At 71.2% G+C, this 18263-nt stretch carries 13 protein-coding genes; 6 read left to right on the plus strand and 7 right to left on the minus strand.

Going from position 1 to position 18263, the window contains the following annotated elements:
- Positions 1-30: 30 nt before the first annotated feature.
- The 4 genes from recD to M8R19_RS09950 all read right to left on the minus strand — a co-directional run bounded on the left by recD (position 31) and on the right by M8R19_RS09950 (position 10962).
- On the minus strand, positions 31-2073 hold the full coding sequence (gene recD, locus M8R19_RS09935) for an exodeoxyribonuclease V subunit alpha (RefSeq protein WP_249917708.1): 2043 nt from the start codon (positions 2071-2073) through the stop codon (positions 31-33).
- Positions 2070-5750, minus strand: a complete 3681-nt coding sequence (gene recB, locus M8R19_RS09940) for an exodeoxyribonuclease V subunit beta (protein ID WP_249917709.1) — start codon at positions 5748-5750, stop codon at positions 2070-2072. Before recB ends, recD begins: the two co-directional genes overlap by 4 nt.
- On the minus strand, positions 5747-9235 hold the full coding sequence (gene recC, locus M8R19_RS09945) for an exodeoxyribonuclease V subunit gamma (RefSeq protein ID WP_249917710.1): 3489 nt from the start codon (positions 9233-9235) through the stop codon (positions 5747-5749). Before recC ends, recB begins: the two co-directional genes overlap by 4 nt.
- An 824-nt stretch (positions 9236-10059) precedes the next feature.
- The gene (locus tag M8R19_RS09950; RefSeq protein WP_043272401.1) at positions 10060-10962 is read right to left on the minus strand and encodes a LysR substrate-binding domain-containing protein; all 903 of its coding nucleotides are present in this window, start codon (positions 10960-10962) and stop codon (positions 10060-10062) included.
- Between the two features lie 139 nt (positions 10963-11101).
- Between M8R19_RS09950 and M8R19_RS09955 the strand changes: the two genes are divergently transcribed.
- Together M8R19_RS09955 and M8R19_RS09960 are read left to right on the plus strand one after the other, a co-directional pair.
- Positions 11102-11704, plus strand: a complete 603-nt coding sequence (locus M8R19_RS09955; RefSeq protein ID WP_249917711.1) for a glutathione S-transferase family protein — start codon at positions 11102-11104, stop codon at positions 11702-11704.
- A gap of 244 nt (positions 11705-11948) precedes the next feature.
- Positions 11949-13088, plus strand: a complete 1140-nt coding sequence (locus M8R19_RS09960; protein ID WP_249917712.1) for an HPP family protein — start codon at positions 11949-11951, stop codon at positions 13086-13088.
- Here the strand turns inward: M8R19_RS09960 and M8R19_RS09965 are convergent.
- Together M8R19_RS09965 and M8R19_RS09970 are read right to left on the minus strand one after the other, a co-directional pair.
- Complete coding sequence (locus tag M8R19_RS09965) at positions 13085-13948, minus strand: LysR family transcriptional regulator (protein ID WP_043272399.1); 864 nt, start codon at positions 13946-13948, stop codon at positions 13085-13087. The two genes, M8R19_RS09960 and M8R19_RS09965, sit on opposite strands and share 4 nt — an antisense overlap.
- Positions 13949-13979: 31 nt before the next feature.
- Positions 13980-15182 (minus strand): MFS transporter, encoded by a 1203-nt coding sequence (locus M8R19_RS09970; protein ID WP_249917713.1) that lies wholly within the window; start codon positions 15180-15182, stop codon positions 13980-13982.
- 146 nt (positions 15183-15328) lie between these two features.
- Here M8R19_RS09970 and M8R19_RS09975 point away from each other — a divergent pair, with 146 nt between their 5' ends.
- Positions 15329-15559 carry a DUF2789 domain-containing protein gene (locus M8R19_RS09975; RefSeq protein WP_009618004.1) on the plus strand — a complete coding sequence of 77 codons (231 nt, stop codon included), beginning with the start codon at positions 15329-15331 and terminating at the stop codon, positions 15557-15559.
- Between the two features lies 1 nt (position 15560).
- On the opposite strand, the gene M8R19_RS09980 is transcribed toward M8R19_RS09975, so the two are convergent.
- Complete coding sequence (locus tag M8R19_RS09980) at positions 15561-15839, minus strand: metal/formaldehyde-sensitive transcriptional repressor (protein WP_074982956.1); 279 nt, start codon at positions 15837-15839, stop codon at positions 15561-15563.
- 63 nt (positions 15840-15902) lie between these two features.
- Here M8R19_RS09980 and dmeF point away from each other — a divergent pair, with 63 nt between their 5' ends.
- From dmeF to M8R19_RS33160, 3 genes are all read left to right on the plus strand, one after another.
- Positions 15903-16859 carry a CDF family Co(II)/Ni(II) efflux transporter DmeF gene (gene dmeF / locus M8R19_RS09985; RefSeq protein WP_249917714.1) on the plus strand — a complete coding sequence of 319 codons (957 nt, stop codon included), beginning with the start codon at positions 15903-15905 and terminating at the stop codon, positions 16857-16859.
- Positions 16860-16930: 71 nt separating this feature from the next.
- On the plus strand, positions 16931-17830 hold the full coding sequence (locus M8R19_RS09990) for a pseudouridine synthase (protein WP_249917715.1): 900 nt from the start codon (positions 16931-16933) through the stop codon (positions 17828-17830).
- Between the two features lie 117 nt (positions 17831-17947).
- Complete coding sequence (locus M8R19_RS33160) at positions 17948-18082, plus strand: hypothetical protein (RefSeq protein WP_009618002.1); 135 nt, start codon at positions 17948-17950, stop codon at positions 18080-18082.
- The last annotated feature ends 181 nt before the right edge of the window (positions 18083-18263 follow it).

Raw genomic sequence — 18263 nt, forward strand, 5'->3', positions numbered from 1 at the left:
TAATTGTGATGCCTATCGCAATTTTGCCCCTCAAGCTTCCAGCAACCCGCTGGCCCGCTGCACCCGCCGCTCGATCGCCGCCTCCAGCACCCACTGGCCGCGCCCGGCGCTGGCCAGGCTGAACCAGCTGCGCGCGCGGGTGATGCCGGTGTAGACCAGCTCGCGGGTGAGGATCGGGTTGAGCGCGTCGGGCAGCACCAGGGCGGCGTGGGTGAATTCCGAGCCCTGGGACTTGTGCACGGTCATGGCGAACACCGTTTCCACCGCCTGCAGGCGGCTGGGCAGCACCCACTTGATGCCGCCGCGGCCGTCGGCGAAGGCCACGCGCAGCGGCCATTTGCGCTCGCCGCCCTCCTCCCGGGGCAGCGCCAGGGTGATACCGATGTCGCCGTTCATCAGGCCCAGGCCGTAGTCGTTGCGCGTGACCAGCAGTGGGCGGCCGAGGTACCAGGCGCCGCCGTGGGGCTGGATCAGCCCCTCGTCCTGCAGCAGGTCGGCGATGCGCAGGTTCAGCCCGTCCACGCCCCAGGGGCCGCGGCGCAGGGCGCAGAGCACCTGGAACTGGCCGTGGGCGGCGAGCACGCGCCCGGCCCAGGCGTCGAACTCGGCCTGGGCAGCGTCCGGCGCCGGGCGGGTGTCGCGCAGCACCTGCAGGTAGTGGCGGTAGCCCTGGGGCGGGGCCACATCCGGGCGGGCGGCGGCGTCGAGGAAATAACGGCCGCCGCCTTCCACCACCAGTTCGCGCAGGCCGCGGTCGTCGCGGGCGTCCAGGGCCAGGCGCGCCAGGTCGGCGTAGCCCTGTTCCCAGACCGCGCGCATGGCCGCCACGTCGCCGGCGTTGACCGCCTCGGCGAGCTGGCCGATGCCGCTGGCGGAACTGAAGCGGTGGCTGTGGCGGAGCATGGCCACGGCCTGGTCGAGGGGCTGGCCGTGGGCGTCGAGCAGGTCGTCGTCGACGTGCTCGCCGCTGACCGCCTGCAACCAATCGCGGGTCGCCGCACGGTAGTGGCCCTCGCGGGCGCGGCTGCACAGTTCGCCGAGCACCGCGCCGGCCTCCACCGAGGCCAGCTGGTCCTTGTCGCCGAGCAGGATCAGCCGCGCCTTGTCCGGCAGCGCGCCGAGCAGCGCGGCCATCATTTCCAGGTCGACCATGGAGGCCTCGTCCACCACCAGCAGGTCCAGCGCCAGCGGGTTGCCGGGGTGGTGGCGGAACTGGCGGCTGTCCGGGCGGCTGCCGAGCAGGCGGTGCAGGGTGGTGACTTCCTTGGGCACCTGCTGGCGTATCTGCTCGCCGTTGGCGAAGGCGCCGAGGTCCAGGCGGTCCACAGCGTTGGCGATGGATTCGTTGAGCCGCGCCGCCGCCTTGCCGGTGGGCGCCGCCAGGCGGATGCGCAGTGGCCGCCCGCCCTCGCCGCCCAGGGCCAGGCTCTGCAGCAGCGCCAGCAGGCGCACCACGGTGGTGGTCTTGCCGGTGCCGGGGCCGCCGGTGACGATGCCGAAGGCGTTGCCGGCGGCCAGGGCGCAGGCCAGTTTCTGCCAGTCCGCCGGGGCGCCGGGGCGTTTCGGGAAGAGCGCGTCCAGGGCCTGGCGCAGGGCATCCACCGGCAATGCCGCGCGCAGGGCCTCGCCGCGGGCCAGGCGCTGGTCGATGCCGGCGCGCACCTCGCGTTCGTACTGCCAGTAGCGGCGCAGGTACAGGCGCGGGCCGGCCAGCACCAGCGGCGTGGCGCCGGGGCCCTCGCCCACCAGGCGCGGGTCGGCCAGGGCGGCCTGCCAGGCGGCCAGGTCGAGGCCGTCGAGCAGTTCGCCGGGCAGAGTCAGCGGCGTGCCTTCCAGTTCGCCGTCCGGCGGCAGCGACAGGGCGAAGCGGCTGTCGGCGAGGGTCGCGGCCAGGTCCAGGCACACGTGGCCGCGGCCCAGCTGGTGGCTGGCCAGGGCGGCGGCGAGGATCAGCAGCGGCTCGGCGTCGGGCGCCTGTTCCACCAGGAAGGCCGCGAAGGCGCGGTCCAGCTCGCGCAGCCAGCCGCGTTCGGCCCATTGGCCGAGCAGTTCCAGCAGTTGCTCGCGGGTCATGCCGGCACCTCCTCGGCGTGTTGGCTGAACAGCGCTTCCAGCGCCTCCATCAGCGCCTTCGGCGGGCGTTCGTGGAACACGCCGTGCTCGCCGCCGCGCAGGAACAGGTAGAGCGCGCCGCCCACGTGGCGGTCGTAGTCGTAGTCCGCCAGGCGCGCCTTGAGCAGGCGGTGCAGGGCGAACAGGTAGAGCGCGTACTGCAGGTCGTAGCGGTGCTCCAGCACAGCCGCGCGCAGGGCCGGCGCGGTGTAGGCGGCGGCGTCGGGGCCGAGCCAGTTGGATTTGTAGTCGGCCACGTAGTAGCGCCCCTCGTGTTCGAAGACCAGGTCGATGAAGCCCTTGAGCATGCCGCCCAGCTGCGTCGGCTGCAGCGCCGGGCGCGCCTCGCCGGGCAGCACGTGGGCGCGCACGGCGGCATCGAGGCGGGTGCTGTCGGTGGGTTTCACGGCGAACCAGAACTCCATTTCCTTCTGGTAGCTGGCCAGCGCCGCCAGTTGCACCGGCGCCGCGCCGGGCACCGCCAGGCTGGCCTGGAGGAAGGCCGGCAGCCACTGCGCCAGGGGCTCGATCCAGGCTTCCCAGCCGCGCAGCTGGCAACGCCGGGCGATCAGGTCGCGCAGGGCCTCGGGTTGCTCCGCCACGGCGGCGAAGTCCTCGTCGGCGGCCCATTCCAGCAGGCCATGGAGGAAGCTGCCGGGGTTGGGCCCGCGCGGGAAGGCGTGCAGGCTGCCGGCGGCCGGCGCGGCCTGGGCCAGTTCGGCCGCGGCGCTGTCGGCGTCGCCTTCGCGCAGGGTGGCCTCTTCGGCGCTGATGGGTTCGCTGGCCGGCGCCGGCGCGTCGCCTTCGGCGTCCAGGGTGGCCAGCGCGGAATAGCTGGCGATCCACCATTTCTCCGCCACCCGCCGCTGCGGTTCGCGGGCCTGGCCGAGCAGGCCGGCGCGGGCCTCGTCGTAGGCCGTGGCGTCCACCGCCGGCACGGGTTCGATGCGGATGCCGGGGCAGCCGCCGCCCAGGGCCTGCAGGCAGCCGGCAAAGCCATCCAGGGCGATGGCCGCGCCGCCGCCGAGCAGGTAGCCGAAGGCGCCCTTGTGCAGCTCGGGGTTCTTCGCGTTGCCCGCCACCAGCGGCGCCACGCCCAGCCACAGGGCATGGCGGGCGCGGGTCAGGGCCACGTAGAGCAGGCGCATGTCCTCGCCCAGGCGTTCGTCGTTGGCCAGGCGGTAGGCGGCCTCGGCCAGGTCCTTGCCGCGCGCCAGTTCGATCACCTTGCCCTCCTCGCCCTGGAAGCTGGGCGGAGTCTGGCTCTTGCCGTCCAGCTCCTTCCAGCTGCAGATGAACGGCAGCAGCACCAGCGGGTATTCCAGGCCCTTGGACTTGTGGATGGTCACCACCTTGATCAGGTCGGCGTCGCTTTCCAGACGGAGGATTTCCTCGCTCGACGGGCTGGCCAGCTGCTCGGCCAGCACCCGCAGCAGGGCGTGCTCGCCGTCCAGCTCGGCGGCCTCGCGCTGCAGCCATTCGGCCAGGTGCAGCAGGTTGGTCAGGCTGCGCTCGCCGTCGGCGCGTTGCAGCAGCCGCGCCGGCAGTTCGAAGTCGGCCAGCAGCCGGCGCAGCATGGGCAGCACGCCCTGCTGCTGCCACTGGCTGCGGTAGTCGCGGAAGCGCATGAGCATGCCTTCCCAGAACTGTTCGTCCTGGTTCAGCCGCTCCAGGGTCTGCCAGCCCAGGCCCAGGGTGCGGGTGGCCAGGGCGCTGCGCAGCAGGGCGTCGTTGCCCGGCTCGGCGCAGGCGCGCAGCCAGTGCAGCAGGTCGCCGGCCTCGGGGCTGTCGAACACCGAGTCGCGGTCGGACAGGTAGACGCTGGCCAGGCGCCGCGCCGCCAGTTCCGCGCGCACCGCCTCAGCCTCGCTGCGCCCGCGCACCAGGATGGCGATGTCCGCCGGGCGCAGCGCCCGGCCCGTGCCATCGGCCTTGTACAGCCCGGCGCGGCCCTGCTGGGCCAGGCTCAGCCAGTGGCGGATGGCGCTGGCGGCGCCGGCGGCCATCTGCTCGCGGTAGAGCCGGCTGCCAACCACCTGGCCGTCGTTCTCCAGTTGCCAGAGGGTCAGCGCCGCGGCTTCCTCGCCGTCGATCAGCAGGCGCTCGTCTCGGCCCTTGGCGGCCACCGCCTGGAACGGCACCGGGTTGTCGCCCTGCGCGGCGAAGCGGAAGGCGCCGCGTTCGCGGCCCTCGGCGAAGGCGAAGCAGTGGTTCACCGCCTCCACCACGGCGAGGGTCGAGCGGTAGTTGGTGCCCAGGGTGTAGTGGCGCCCGGCGGTGGCGGCGCGGGCGCGCAGGTAGGTGTGGATGTCGGCGCCGCGGAAGGCGTAGATCGCCTGCTTGGGGTCGCCGATCATGAACAGGCCGCAATCCCTGGGGTTGTCGGCGATGCGGTAGATGCGCTCGAAGATGCGGTACTGCAGCGGGTCGGTGTCCTGGAATTCGTCGATCAGCGCCACCGGGAACTGCTCGCGGATGCGCTCGGCCAGGTGCTCGCCGCCGGGGCCGGCCAGGGCGCGGTCCAGGCGCGCCAGCAGGTCGTCGAAGCCCAGTTCGGCGCGGCGCTGCTTCTCCGCCTCCAGGGCGCGGCTGACTTCGCCCAGGGCGTGCAGCAGCAGTTGCGGGGCGATGTCCGGCTGCTGCTCGGCGGCTTCCAGCCAGGCATCGATGGCCTGGAACGCGACATGCTCGGGCACCGGCGTCTTGCCCTTCACCTTGATCCGCGTCTGGCCGAAGCGGTGGAGGTTTTCCGGCGCTTCGCCGCCCAGGCTCCAGGCTTCCAGCGCCTGCAGCCAACCTTCGAAGACGGCGTCGTCGTCCTTGTTGCGGTAGCTGTTGCCGTTGAGCTGCGGGCGCAGGTCGATGAGCAGTTGGCGCAGGCCCTGGGCGTCGGCGGCCCAGGCGGCGCGGGCCTGCTGCTCCAGTTCGTCCAGGCGCGCGTAGAAGGCGCCGGTTTCCTCCAGCAGCTCGCGCAGCGAGCCGGGCGCGCTCAGCGGCTGGTCGGCATAGCGGAAGCCGGCCTCCTGTTGCGCCAGCAAGGGCTGCAGCAGGCGCGCCAGGGCCTCGGGGCCGCCCTTGTAGATGTCGCCGACCACCTTCGCCGCCGGCGCCGGCAGCGGGTAGAAGTTGCGCCGCCAGTAGTCGCGCACCACTTCGGCGAGCAGTTCGCTCTGGTCGGTGATCAGGTCCTGGGTGAACAGGCTGCCGCTGTCGAAGGCGTGCTCGCGGAGCATGCGGTAGCACCAGCTGTGGATGGTCGACACGGCGGCCTCGTCCATCCATTCGGCGGCCAGGCGCAGCAGGCGCGCGCAGCCGGGCCAGCGCTGCTCCGGGTAGCTGGCGCGCAGCTCGACCAGCAGCGCGTCGTGCTGCAGCGCCGGCTCGGCGAAGCAGGCGGCGGCCTCGCCCAGGCGCGCGCGGATGCGTTCGCGCAGCTCCTGGGTGGCGGCGTCGGTGAAGGTCACCACGAGGATTTCCGGCGGGCTCAGCGGCCGGCTGAAGGCCAGTTCGCCGCCGTGGTCGAGCACCAGGCGCAGGTACAGCAGGGCGATGGTGAAGGTCTTGCCGGTGCCGGCGCTGGCCTCGATCAGGCGGCTGCCATGCAGGGGGAATTCCAGGGCGCGCAGTTCGCGGCTCATTGGCCTTGCTCCTCGTCGTCGCGGCGTTGCAGCAGCTGGTACAGCGGGCCGTAGAGGTTCTCGGCCCAGGTGGCGAATTCGCCGCTGGCGTTGAGGCTGGCGAAGTCCGGGTAGACCCGCGCCAGGGCCGGCGAGGAAGTCGCCTCGCCGCTGCTGCCGAAGCCGCCGTCGTAGCGCTTGGCCGCCTCGCTGGCGGCGCGGGCTTCGTCACCGCCGGCACCCAGCCAGGCGAAGGCCGCCTTGCAGGCCACCGGCAGCGGCCGGCGCAGGCCTTCGAGCCAGGCGGTGATCAGCGCGTCCAGGTGGCCACGGGCGATCTCCGCGGTCAGCGGCGGCAGTTCCAGGGTGCCGGTCTGGCTGACCAGCAGGCTGCGCACCGGCGCGCCGCACAGTTGCAGGCCCAGGTGGCGCACCCAGTGGCGCACCAGGCTGTGCCACTTGTAGCCGCGGCCTTCGTGCAGCTTGCCGCTGACCAGTTGCACGCTGGCCCACTGGCCCTCGGCGTTGCGCCGCAGGCCGCCGAGCCAGTCGCCCAGCTCCACGCCGCTGGCCGAGTGGCTGTGGATAAGCTCGCGCTGGCCTTCCTCGGCCTCGCTCCAGTGCTCCAGCTCCTCGCGGTAGCGCGTCAGCAGTTCGCCCAGCGGCGCGCTCAGCTCGCGGGCACTGAAGGCGCCAAAGGCCGCCAGCGGCAGGCGCCCCTCGCCGCGCAGGCGCGCCAGTTGCCCCTCGATGCGGCCGGGTAGTTCACCGTCGGCCCAGTGCTGCTCGATCCACGGGCGCAGGCGCTCGCACAGTTCGAACTGCAGCTGCCAGACCTGCAGGCCGTCGAGGGCGAAGGTTTCCTCGTCGTGGCCGGTCAGGTCTTCCTCGGCGAAGCGCACCTTCAGGCGCTGCTGGAAGAAGGCGTTGACCGGGCTGGCGAGGAAGTCGGCGAGCACGCGCAGGCCGATGGGCGCGTCCGGCAGCAGTTCGGGCAGCGGCGCCTCGGCCTGTTCCGCCGGCTCGTCGTCGCGGTGCACCTCGCGCCATTCGCGGGCGTAGGTGTAGAAGCCGTCGACGCCCTCGCCCCGGCCTTCGAAGTAGCGGCGGCTGAAGGGTTGCAGCGGATGTTCGGTGGTCAGCGCGTGGAGCAGCGCCTTGCCGTCGCCGGGCTGGCCGGGCAACGACCAGCCGGCCGCCAGGTGGTCGCGCAGCTGGCCGATCAGCACCGAGGGCGGGCGCTCGCTGTTGTCGCGGATGCTGCGGCCCACCCAGCTGACGTACAGCTGGTCGCGCGCCGAGAGCACGGCTTCGAGCAGCAGGTAGCGGTCGTCCTCGCGCCGCGAGCGGTCGCCGGGGCGGTAGTCGTTGCGCATCAGGTCGAAGTCCAGCGGCGGCTGCTGGCGCGGGTAGTCGCCGTCGTTCATGCCCAGCAGGCAGACCACGCGGAAGGGAATGGCGCGCATCGGCATCAGCGTGCAGAAGCTCACCGCGCCGGCCAGGAAGCGCTGGTTCAGGCCGCCGGCGTCGAGGCCGCCGAGCCAGGCCTCGCGCACCACCGACAGCGGCAGCGGTTCGCCGAAGGCGGCGCGCCCGCAGGTTTCCAGCCAGCGTTCGAGCAGTTGCAGCAGTTGCTGGCGCAGCAGTTCGTCGTGCTCGTCGCGGGTCAGGAAGAAATCGTCGAGCAGTTGGCGCAGGCGCTCGCGCCAGACCTCCGGCGGCGCCGGCTCGGCCAGGCGCTCGCAGGCCTCGGCCAGGCGCTGCAGCAGGCCGGCCAGGGGGCCGAGCACGGCGGCGTCCAGGCCGCCGATCTCGGCGTAGGGCTGGATGCCCTGGAAGGCCTCGCCCTCGCCCACCGCAAAGCCCAGCAGCATGCGCCGCAGGCCGAAGCGCCAGGTGTTGGCCTCTTCGGCGGCGGGCAGGCCGAGGTCTTCGCGCTGCTCGCCGTCCAGGCCCCAGCGCACCCCGGCGCCGTCGATCCAGCGTTGCAGCAGCGGCAGGTCGGCCTCGCCGATGCCGAAGCGCGCGCGCAGGGCGCCGACGTCCAGCAGGTCGAGGATTTCGCTCACCGCGAAGCGGCTGTCGGGCAGTTGCAGCAGGTGCTCCAGGGCCACCAGCAGCGGCTCGCGGCCGCGCTGGCCCTGGTCGGCCAGGGTGAAGGGGATGAAGCGCCGGTCGTCGCGCCCGAGCTGGCCGAACACCGCCTGGATGTGCGGCGCGTAGGCGTCGATGTCGGGGACCATGACGATGACGTCGCGCGGGCGCAGCGTGGGGTCGGCGTCGAAGCGCGCCAGCAGCTGGTCGTGCAGCACCTCCACCTCGCGCTGGGCGCTGTGGGCCAGGTGGAAGCGGACGGAGCGGTCCCGCGCCGGCTCCAGGGCCGGCCATTGCGCGCGGGTCTCGGCCAGCGGGCGCAATTCGAGGATGTCGTCCTGCAACTGGCCGAGCAGGTGCGCGGGCGACTCTTCGCTGAACAGATCGATGCGCCCGCCGCTGACCTCGCCGAAGCGGCTGCGGTAGCTCTCGGGGTTGTCGTACTGGTCGAGCAGGTTGATGTAGTCGCGGCCTTGCTTGCCCCAGGCGGCCAGCAGCGGCTGGGCGTACTGGTGCTGGAGGTCGTCGTCCAGCTGCAGCGGCACGCCGGGGCGGCGCTGCTGGCGGCGGTACTCGTGGCGCAGCAGGTCCTTGTCGGCGACGATGTCGGCCCAGTGGTGGCGGCAGGGGTTGTGCACGCACAGCAGCACCTGGGCCACCTGCGCCAGCGCGGCCAGGGCCTCCACCGTCTGCGCCGGCATGGCGGAGATGCCGAACACCACCACCCGGCGCGGCAGGCCCTTGGGCGGCGCGCCTTCGCGCAGGCGTTCGAGGAAGCGCCGGTGCACGCCGGCGCGGCTGCCGGCCAGGCCGTCCTCGCCCACCTCCGCCAGCAGGGCGCGCCACAGCTCGGCCTGCCAGCGCTCGTCTTCGTTCAGCGGGCGGAGGTTGCCGCCGGCGGTGCGCAGCTGGTCGCGGTGCTCGCTCCAGTCTTCCAGCCAGTCGGCGCGGTACACCTGGTACTGGTCGAACAGGTCGGCCAGGCGCTCGGCCAGTTGGTAGCGCTTGCGCAGGTCGGCGTCGTCGGCGAGGAAGCGGCGCAGGGCCTGGAATTCCTCGCGCGCCAGCAGGGTCGGCAGCAGGCGCATCAGGCGCCAGGTGAGCGGCGCCTTGTCCAGCACCGAGACTTCCGGCACCTGGTCCTTGCCCAGCGCGCCGCGGTAGGCGCGCCAGAGGAACTGCGCGGGCAGCTGCACGTCCAGCGCCGCGGTGATGCCGCAACCGCCGTCGGCGACGTCGCGGCCCAGGGCCAGCTTCAGCCACTGGGCGATGCCGTTGCTCTGCACCAGGATGGTTTCGCTTTCCAGCGGCGCCAGCGGGTAGCGCGCCATCCAGGCCACCAACAGGTCGCGCAGCGCCTCGGGGTGGTTGCCGTGGATGACCATCAGGCCGGGGCTCAGGGCTTCGCTCATCGTTTCTCCAGGTTTGCCGGGGGGGGCCCGGCAATTTGAGCAGAAGCCGGGGTGGGGTGGGAGGGTTTTTCCTGCGAGGGGGGATTTTATCGGGGTGGGGCGACGGTCTGTGTCGCTAAGCGCGTGCTTCGATCTTGAACTCGTCATTCCCGCGAACGCGGGAACCCAGTGACTTTTGGGTTGAGCTTGGTGTAGCGCGCCGCACCGAGTCTGCGGAGATTTTTTGTTTCGCCCCCTCGGGCGAGTCCCTTTTGTCAAACGCCACAAAAGGAACCAAAAAGGCTTGCCCCGCATACGGGCCCGACAGAGTCGGGCTACCCTCGCGAATTCCCCCGCCACGGAGGCCCGCCCCGAGGGTACGTCCCTGTAGCCCATCGGGGCTCTCGCGACATCCATGTCGCATGACCTCCTGAGCGCGGGTTTCGCTCGGCCTTCTGAAGGGGCGTTCCGGAGTGCGCGGATGTTTCTCTGGAAGACTCAAGAGCAAAAGCCAGAGCAGAGCTGCTTTGCTCTTCGTAGGAGCGAGCTTGCTCGCGAACCCCGCAGTCACTGGGTTCCCGCGTTCGCGGGAATGACGGGGTGAGGTTAGGGAGTATCAGGCTGACTCCAAACTCCCCACCCACTCCGAACAGCCCCCTCTCCCTTCAGGGAGAGGGTTGGGGAGAGGGCGCTCTTGAACTCAGCACCTAAATCTCTCGGGAAATCCGTAGGTTACAAGAAAGCACGGACGTAGGAGCGGACTCCGTCCGCGATTGGATTCACCGCCCACGCCGGACACCCCGGTGGCACAGCCAACGGCGGATAATCGCGGACGGTTATCCGCCCTACGATGGACGCGAATCACCCCGCCCCAGGTACTCTTCCACCTCCTCCGCCAACCACTGTGCAAACACCGCCACCTTGGTCCGCGTCTCCTCCCGCTGTGGCCACACCAGCCAGTAGGGGTAGGCGTAGGGCGCGCTGACCTCGCCCAGTTGCACCAGTTCGCCGCGGGCCAGGGCGCCGGCCACCAGGCTGCGGCGTTCGACGCTTATGCCCAGGCCCAGGCGCAGGGCTTCCACCACCAGGTTGGAATCGTTGACGGTGAACAGGCCGTCGCCTTCGGGCAGCGCCACGCCCGCCGCCTGGCACCAGGGCAGCCAGGACTCGAAGCCGTGGATCAGCGGGCCAGCGAGGATCTGCTGCGGCGTGCGCGGCAGGCGCCCGCCGTTGAAGTGCGGGGCGCAGACCGCCAGCAGTTCGTCGTCGAACAGGCGTTGCTGGGCCAGGCCCTCCCAGTGCCCCTGGCCGATGCGGATGGCCACGTCGGCCAGGCCCTGGCGCAGGTCGATCACTTCCAGGCTGGCCAGCAGGCGCAGGCGGTATTCGGGATGACGTTCGCGGAACGCCGGCAGGCGCGGCAGCAGCCATTGCTGGGCGAAGGACGGCAGCACCGCCACCACCAGTTCCCCCTCGCTGGGCCGCGCCCGCGCCAGGCGCGTGGCTTCGGCTATGTCGCGCAGGGCGCGGCGCACCTGCAGGGCGTAGAGGCGGCCCTCCTCGCTCAGGCGCAGGCCGCGGCCCTCGCGCTGCAGCAGGGTGACGCCGAGCAGTTCCTCCAGTTGGCGTACCTGCTGGCTGACCGCCGAGTGGGTGACGTGCAGCTCGGCGGCGGCCTGGGTCACGCTGCCGAGCCGGGCCACGGCCTCGAAGCTGCGCAGCGCGGACAGGGGTGGATAGGCGCTCATGTAAGTTCCGCTAACCCTTGCGGTTATAAATCGTCGATTTTTTCCGGCCTTTCCAGCCGCTAGATTTGGCGACAACAGCACAGCCATGCGGCCTTCGCAGCCGGCCACCCCATGTAATCTCCAATAACAGGATGCCTCCATGCAACTGATCGGAATGCTCGACTCGCCCTACGTCCGCCGCGTGGCCATCAGCCTGCGCCTGCTGGACGTCGACTTCAGCCACCGCTCGCTCTCGGTGTTCCGCCACGTCGAGGAATTCCGCGCCATCAACCCGGTGGTCAAGGCGCCCAGCCTGGTGCTGGACGACGGCCAGGTGCTGATGGATTCGAGCCTGATCATCGACCTGGCCGAACACCAGGCCGGGCGCAGCCTGATGCCCGCCGAGCCGGCCGAGCGGGTGCGCGCCACGCGCCTGCTGGGCCTGGCCCTGGCGGCCTGCGAGAAGGCCGTGCAGCTGTACTACGAGCTGCAGCGCGACGAGGCCCGCCGCGACGCCGCCTGGTACGCCCGGGTGGACCAGCAGCTGCGCGCCGCCTGCGCCGGCCTGGAACTGGAGCTGCTGACCCAGCCGCTGCCGCGCGACGGCCGCCTGGACCAGGCCAGCCTGAGCGCCGCCGTGGCCTGGACCTTCATCCAGCTGGTGCACGCCGAACGCGTGGCCGCCGGGGACTACCCGGCCCTGCGCGACTGGACCGCCTACGCCGAGACGCTGGTGGCGTTCAAGGCCTTCCCGCCGGTGTGAGGCCCGCGCGGGCGAGCCCACACTTCACCGATATTGCACTCAAACAGCAATAACATTCATTGGATATGGATCGTCACGCTGTCTAGGATGGCCGTCGGCCTCGCCCCTGCGACGAATCGCCGCTCGACCAACCATAAGGAAGCGCCCGCCCGACCGGCCCAGGCCGGACTCGTGATGCGCGGTGCCTGCGTGACATGCATCCATTGACTGCCCCCCTTCCCGGCGCCTCCCGCGAGGTGCCGCGATGAAAGCCGCTGCCTTCGGCGCCTGGCTGCACCGCCTGGCGCCCTGCGCCGGCCCCTCGTCCAACCGCGACTGGCTGCGCGCCGTGCTCGGCTGCGGGTTCGCCCTGGGCCTGTGCATGCCCTTGTGCGCCTGGCTGTTCGGCGTCGACACCATGCTGCGCATCGGCCCGCCGCTGGCCGCCTCCGCCCTGCTGGCCATCGCCGTGCCGTCCAGCCCGCTGGCGCAGCCCTGGTCGCTGCTGGGCGGCAACCTGGTGGCGGCGCTGGTGGGCCTGCTGCTCGGCCATTGGCTCGGCCACAGCTGGCCGCAGGCGTCGCTGTCCATGGTGGTGGCGGTGCTGCTGATGCTCGGCCTGCGCTGCCTGCACCCGCCGAGCACGGCCATGGCCTTCAGCCTCGCCGTGGGCGGGCCGCTGGTGGACCAGCATCTGCTGCACCTGCTGCTGCCGGTGGGCGTGGCCTCGCTGGCGCTGATCGGCTTGGCCCTGGTCTACAACAACCTCACCCGCGCGCCCTACCCGCGCAAGCTCGCCGTCCCGGCCAGCAACCCGCACCTGACCGCCGACCCGCTGCCCGGCGAGCGCCTGGGCCTGCACGCCGACGACCTGGAAAGCGCCCTGGCCAGCGCCGGCGGCTTCGTCGACGTCACCCCCGAGGACCTCGAACGCCTGCTGCTGGCCGCCGAGAAGCACGCCAGCGAACGCCTGCTGGGCGGCATCCGCGCGCGCGACATCATGTCCCGCGACATCCGCTCGGTCAGCCCGGACGCGCGCATCGAGGAAGCCTGGGGCCTGCTCGACAAGCACCACCTCAAGGCCCTGCCGGTGCTCGACCGCGGCCACCTGGTGGGCATCCTCACCTTGAGCGACCTGTTCCGCGGCCAGCGCCGCCTGCGCTCGCCCTTCGGCCAGCGCGTCGGCAACCTGATGACGCACCGCGTGCAGTCGCTGCGCGAGGACGCCCAGCTGACGGAGCTGATCCAGCTGCTCTCCGACCAGGGCCGGCACTGCCTGCCGGTGGTCGACGGTGCCGGCCGGCTGGTCGGCATGCTCAGCCAGACCGACCTGATCGCCGCCTTCCGCCACCTCTGGCTGCAGCCGCAGGTGCAGGCCGAGCGCGCCCTGCAGGTGGCGGTCTAGGCCTCGTAGTCCCAGCGCTGCGACCAGTCGATGTCCCCGGCCACCACCTCGCGGAGGATGGCCAGGGCGTTCTGCAGCGCCGGCGAATCCTTCTCGCGGGAATACACCAGGTAGGTCGGGTAGATGAATTCCGGCGCCAGCGGCACCCGCTCCAGCACCCCGGCCTGCAGGTAGCTGTGCACCACCCGCGTGCGGAAGTAGCCGCTGCCGCCGCATTGCAGCAGGTGCTGCAAAGCCAGCGGGCCGAGGCTGAAGCTGGTGGCGGCGTGGGCCCGGTCGGGCAGCGCGGCGTCGTGCTGGCGGCGGAATTCCTCGCCCCAGTCGATGTAGATGTAGGGCTCCGGCTGCTGCGTCGAGCGCACCAGGATCAGCTTCTCCTCCAGCAACTGCTCCACCTGCATGCCCGGCCAGTAGTCCGGGCGGTAGACCAGCGCGGCGTCGAGCACGCCCAGCTCCAGCTGCTTCTGCAGGCGCTCGCCGCTGCCGATCTCGGCGTGCAGGGCCAGGGCCGGCATGCGCTGGCGCAGGCGCACCGTCCAGGCGAGCATCAGCGGGTTGCTCAGGCTCAGCTCGCCGCCGATGTTGAGCACCTCGCGGTAGCCCGCCGGCAACGGCAGGTCGCGGCGCGCCGCGTCCCAGGTCTGCACCAGCTGGTTGGCGTAGCCGAGGAAGCGCTCGCCGTCATCGGTCAGCCGGGCGCCGGCGCGGCTGCGCTGGAACAGCCGGCAGCCCAGTTGCGTCTCGAGGTTGTGCACCCGCGCGGTGACCGTGGTCTGGGTCACGTGCAGGCGCTGCGCGGCGGCGACGAAGCTGCCGCCACGGGCGATTTCCAGGAAGGTGCGCGCCAGTTCGATGTCCATGGGAAGCGGTCACGGCGGGGAATGCCGCAGTCTAGTCGAAGTCCAGTTCCTCGTGGCGCTGGCGGGTGAAGCGCAGCAGCCAGAGGCAGATGAGGAAGCCGCAGGCGGCCAGCAGCGCGGCCACCAGGAAGATACTGGCGTAGTCTGAGTGCGCGGCCACCGCGCCCATCAGCGGGCCGGCCAGGCCCAGGGCCAGGTCGAAGAACAGCGCGTAGGCGCCCAGCGCCGAACTGCGGCTGGCGGCGGGAATGCGCAGCACCGCCTCGACGCCCAGCGCCGGGTACACCAGCGACAGCCCGGCGCCGGTCAGCGCCGTGCCGAGCAGGGCGAAGGCCGGGCTCGGCGCCTGCCACAACAGCAGCAGGCCGGCGCTTTCCACCAGCAGGCAGAGCACCGCCACGTTGAAGCCGCCGAAGCGGTTGATGGTCCAGGACAGCAGCAGCCGCGCGCCGACGAAGCTGATGCCGAACAGGCTCAGGCACCAGGCCGGGTCGGCCCAGCCGCGGCTGCCGTAGTAGAGGGTGATGAAGGTGGCCAGGCTGCCGAAGCCGATGGAGCCCAGGGCCACGCACATACCGTAGGGCAGTACCCGGCCGAGCACGGCGAAGAAGGCCATGCGCGTGCCGGCGATGATCGGCGCCGGCGCCTTGCCGCGGGCCAGCAGCAGGCCGAGCCCGGCCAGCGCCAGGATGCCGGCGCCCAGGCTCCACAGCCCCAGGTGCGCGGCCATGCCCACGCCCAGCGGCGCGCCCAGGGCGATGCCGCCGTAGCAGACGATGCCGTTCCAGGAGATCACCCGCGCGGTGTTCTGCGCGCCGACCCGGGCGATGCCCCAGCTCGCCGTGCCGATGCCCATCAGGCCCTGGGCGAAGCCGATCAGCAGGCGGCTGCCCAGCAGCAGCGCCAGGCTCGTCCAGGCCAGCGCCTGCAGGCTGGTGGCCAGCAGCACCAGCGCCCCGCCGCCGGCCAGGCTGAGCAGGCCGTAGATCACCGCGCGTTTGGCCCCCAGGGCGTCGGTCAGGCGCCCGGCCAGCGGCCGCGAGGCGAGAGTCGCCAGGTATTGCGCGCCGATCACCAGGCCGGCGGTGGTGGCGTCGAAACCCAGCTCGTGGTGGACGAAGCCGGGCAGCACCGGCAGCAGGAAGCCGATGCACAGGAACAGCAGGAAGGTGAAGCTGACGATCGAGACGATCTGCAGGGTGACGGCGTGCGGACGCTGCTCGGGAGAGCTCATGAACGGGCCTGGCGCGAGGGGATGTCAGGGACTGCGCCATCATTGCCCGACGCCGTGAAAATTGAAAGCCACCTATCGATTCCGCGGCCGACCGGCCCGCGCCGAACGCCTATAGTTGATGCACGACCGACCACAGGAGGCCCGCCATGGACACCACACCCCACACCTTCGCCGAACTGTTCAAGCAACTGGGCCTGCCCAGCGGCCGCCAGGAGATCGACGCCTTCCTCGCCGCGCACCGCCTGCCCGCGGACCAGGCCCTGGCCGACGCGCCCTTCTGGAACGAAGCCCAGGCGGCCTTCATCCGCGAGGCCCTGGAAGAGGACTCGGACTGGGCCGAGGAAGTCGACGAACTGGCCGCGCGGCTGTCCCACTGAGCTACTTCAGGTAGGAACGCAGCACGCTCATCACCTGGTCGAGGTCTTCCGCGCGCTGTTGCGGCGTGCGCGCCTCGGCCGCCAGGTGCTCGCGCAGGTGCCCTTCCAGCACCTCGGCCATCAGGCCGTTGACCGCGCCGCGGATCGCCGCGATCTGCTGCAGCACCGCGGCGCAGTCGCCCTCCTCCTTCTCCAGCGCCCGTTCCAGCGCCTCGCTCTGCCCCTTGATGCGGCGGATGCGGGTGAGCAGCTTGCGTTTGTCACGGATGGTGTGGGCCATGGGCTGACGTCCTGAAAGTATACTGGGGTATAGTATCTGAAAATGACTCCGGGACATTTTCGCATGCCAGCCCCCGCCCTCGACCAGTCGCACCAGCACGACTTCAACGAAAGCAACCCGCTGGCCGAGCGCAACACCCTGCGCGCGGTGGTGCTCACCGCGCTGATGATGGTGCTGGAGATCGCCGGCGGCTGGTACTTCAACTCCATGGCCCTGCTCGCCGACGGCTGGCACATGAGCTCCCATGCCCTGGCCCTGGGCCTGGCGTTCTTCGCCTACGTCGCGGCGCGGCGCCTGAAGGGCGACGGGCGCTTCGCCTTCGGCACCTGGAAGATCGAGGTGCTGGCCAGCTACAGCAGCGCCCTGCTGCTGCTCGCCGTGGCGGCGCTGATGCTGTTCGAGTCGCTGGCGCGGCTGCTCGCGCCCTCGCCCATCCACTACGCCCAGGCCATCGCCATCGCCGCGCTCGGCCTGCTGGTCAACCTGGCCTGCGCCTGGCTGCTGCGCGACCATCACGGTCATGACCACGGGCATGGCCATGATCACGATCACCACCATGACCACGGACACGCCCATGGCCACGGACACGCCCATGGCCACGACCTCAACCTGCGCGCCGCCTACCTGCACGTGCTGGCCGACGCCGCCACCTCGGTGCTGGCCATGGTCGCGCTGCTCGGCGGCATGCTCTGGGGCGCGGCCTGGCTCGACCCGCTGATGGGCATCGTCGGCGCCGTGCTGGTGGCGATCTGGGCCCGCGGCCTGCTGCGCCAGAGCAGCCGGGTGCTGCTCGACGCGGAGATGGACGCGCCGGTGCTGGAGGAAGTGCGCCAGGCCATCGCCGCCGGCCCCTACCCGGCGCGCATCACCGACCTGCACCTGTGGCGGGTGGGCAAGCGCAAGTACGCCTGCATCCTCAGCCTCAGCAGCGCCAGCCCGGCGCGGCCGGAGGACTTCAAGGCGCTGCTGGTGGAACACGAGGAACTGGCCCACGTGACGGTCGAGGTCAACCCGGCCTGAGATGCCGAGCGGTCTTTGACGGACGCAACCATCTGCGGCCTAATGCACGCCCCCGACCGCCACCGCCGACCATGTCCGAGAAGCCGTTTTCCGCCGCCCAGCACCGCGCCAGTACCCTGCACCTGCCGGCCGGGCCCTGGTCGACGGTGCTCGACTGCCTGTGCGCGCGCTTCCCGGCGATCCCCCGCGAGACCTGGCTGCAGCGCCTGGCCCGCGGCCGCGTGCTGGACGCCGAGGGCAAGCCGCTGGACGCCAGCACACCGCACCGCGAGGGCCTGCGCGTGCACTACTTCCGCGAGGTGGAAGCGGAAACGCCGATCCCCTTCGAAGAACGCATCCTGCACGTCGACGAACACCTGGTGGTGGTCGACAAGCCGCACTTCCTGCCGGTGACGCCCTCCGGCCAGTACGTCGAACAGACACTGCTGGCGCGCCTGGCCCGGCGCCTGGACAACCCGCTGCTGGTGCCGCTGCACCGCATCGACCGGCCCACCGCCGGGCTGGTGCTGTTCTCCGCCAACCCGGCCAGCCGCGCGGCCTACCAGGCGCTGTTCCGCGAGCGGCGCATGCACAAGCGCTACGAGGCGATCGCCCCGCCGCTGCCGCAGCTGGACTTCCCCCACGTGCGGCGCAGCCGCCTGGTGGACGGCGAGCCCTTCATCCTCATGCGCGAGGCCGAGGGCGCGATCAACAGCGAAACCCGCATCGAGGTGCTGGAGCGCCGCGAGCACTGGTGGCGCTACGCGCTCTACCCGGTGAGCGGCAAGCGCCACCAGTTGCGCGTGCACATGGCCGCCCTGGGCGCGGCGCTGCGCAACGATCCGCTTTATCCACAGCTGCTGCCGGAAGAGCAGCGGCGCAGCGACAACTATTCCCACCCGCTGCAGCTGCTGGCCCGGCACCTGGCCTTCGACGACCCGCTGACGGGCCGGCCGCGGCAGTTCGACAGCCAGTTGCAGTTGGACTGGTGAGCCGGGCCTTTCATCGATTTCATCAATAGTCGAAAGCAGGAAGTTCCATTTCCGTTGATGGTGGCCGTTGCGTTTTCATAGCTCCGTCCCCCACTGACGGAACGCAAGGAGCCCGCCATGAGCTATACCGCGAAGTCCTTCTCGGCGCTGGTCAATGCCCTGCGCGCCAACGGCATCACCCGCCCGGAGCAGATGGCCCGGCAGCCTTTCCGCAATGCCCAGGGTTACTGGTCGGCGGAGGTGAAGGCATGAACATGAACGCACGGCATGTTCTTCAATCGCCGTTGGGCGAGGATGGGTCGGTGTTGTTCTATCTGCTGGCGGTGGCCTGGTTGTTGTGTTCGGGGGTTTGAACGGGCGGGGCTCGTGAACCTTGCCCTCTCGCTCCTTCCTTAACCCCGTCATTCCCGCGAACGCGGGACGCGGCTCCATC

Origin of the sequence: Pseudomonas sp. R3.Fl (assembly GCF_023516765.1) — a bacterium.
Taxonomy (GTDB): Bacteria; Pseudomonadota; Gammaproteobacteria; order Pseudomonadales; family Pseudomonadaceae; genus Pseudomonas; species Pseudomonas citronellolis.

Excerpts from the sequence above, each read along its gene's own strand:
- M8R19_RS09980 (WP_074982956.1), bottom strand. The coding sequence starts at position 15,839 with ATGGCCCACACCATCCGTGACAAACGCAAGCTGCTCACCCGCATCCGC.
- recB (WP_249917709.1), bottom strand. The coding sequence starts at position 5,750 with ATGAGCCGCGAACTGCGCGCCCTGGAATTCCCCCTGCATGGCAGCCGC.
- M8R19_RS33160 (WP_009618002.1), top strand. The coding sequence starts at position 17,948 with ATGAGCTATACCGCGAAGTCCTTCTCGGCGCTGGTCAATGCCCTGCGC.
- M8R19_RS09950 (WP_043272401.1), bottom strand. The coding sequence starts at position 10,962 with ATGAGCGCCTATCCACCCCTGTCCGCGCTGCGCAGCTTCGAGGCCGTG.
- M8R19_RS09970 (WP_249917713.1), bottom strand. The coding sequence starts at position 15,182 with ATGAGCTCTCCCGAGCAGCGTCCGCACGCCGTCACCCTGCAGATCGTC.
- M8R19_RS09965 (WP_043272399.1), bottom strand. The coding sequence starts at position 13,948 with ATGGACATCGAACTGGCGCGCACCTTCCTGGAAATCGCCCGTGGCGGC.
- M8R19_RS09975 (WP_009618004.1), top strand. The coding sequence starts at position 15,329 with ATGGACACCACACCCCACACCTTCGCCGAACTGTTCAAGCAACTGGGC.
- dmeF (WP_249917714.1), top strand. The coding sequence starts at position 15,903 with ATGCCAGCCCCCGCCCTCGACCAGTCGCACCAGCACGACTTCAACGAA.
- recD (WP_249917708.1), bottom strand. The coding sequence starts at position 2,073 with ATGACCCGCGAGCAACTGCTGGAACTGCTCGGCCAATGGGCCGAACGC.
- M8R19_RS09960 (WP_249917712.1), top strand. The coding sequence starts at position 11,949 with ATGAAAGCCGCTGCCTTCGGCGCCTGGCTGCACCGCCTGGCGCCCTGC.
- M8R19_RS09955 (WP_249917711.1), top strand. The coding sequence starts at position 11,102 with ATGCAACTGATCGGAATGCTCGACTCGCCCTACGTCCGCCGCGTGGCC.
- M8R19_RS09990 (WP_249917715.1), top strand. The coding sequence starts at position 16,931 with ATGTCCGAGAAGCCGTTTTCCGCCGCCCAGCACCGCGCCAGTACCCTG.
- recC (WP_249917710.1), bottom strand. The coding sequence starts at position 9,235 with ATGAGCGAAGCCCTGAGCCCCGGCCTGATGGTCATCCACGGCAACCAC.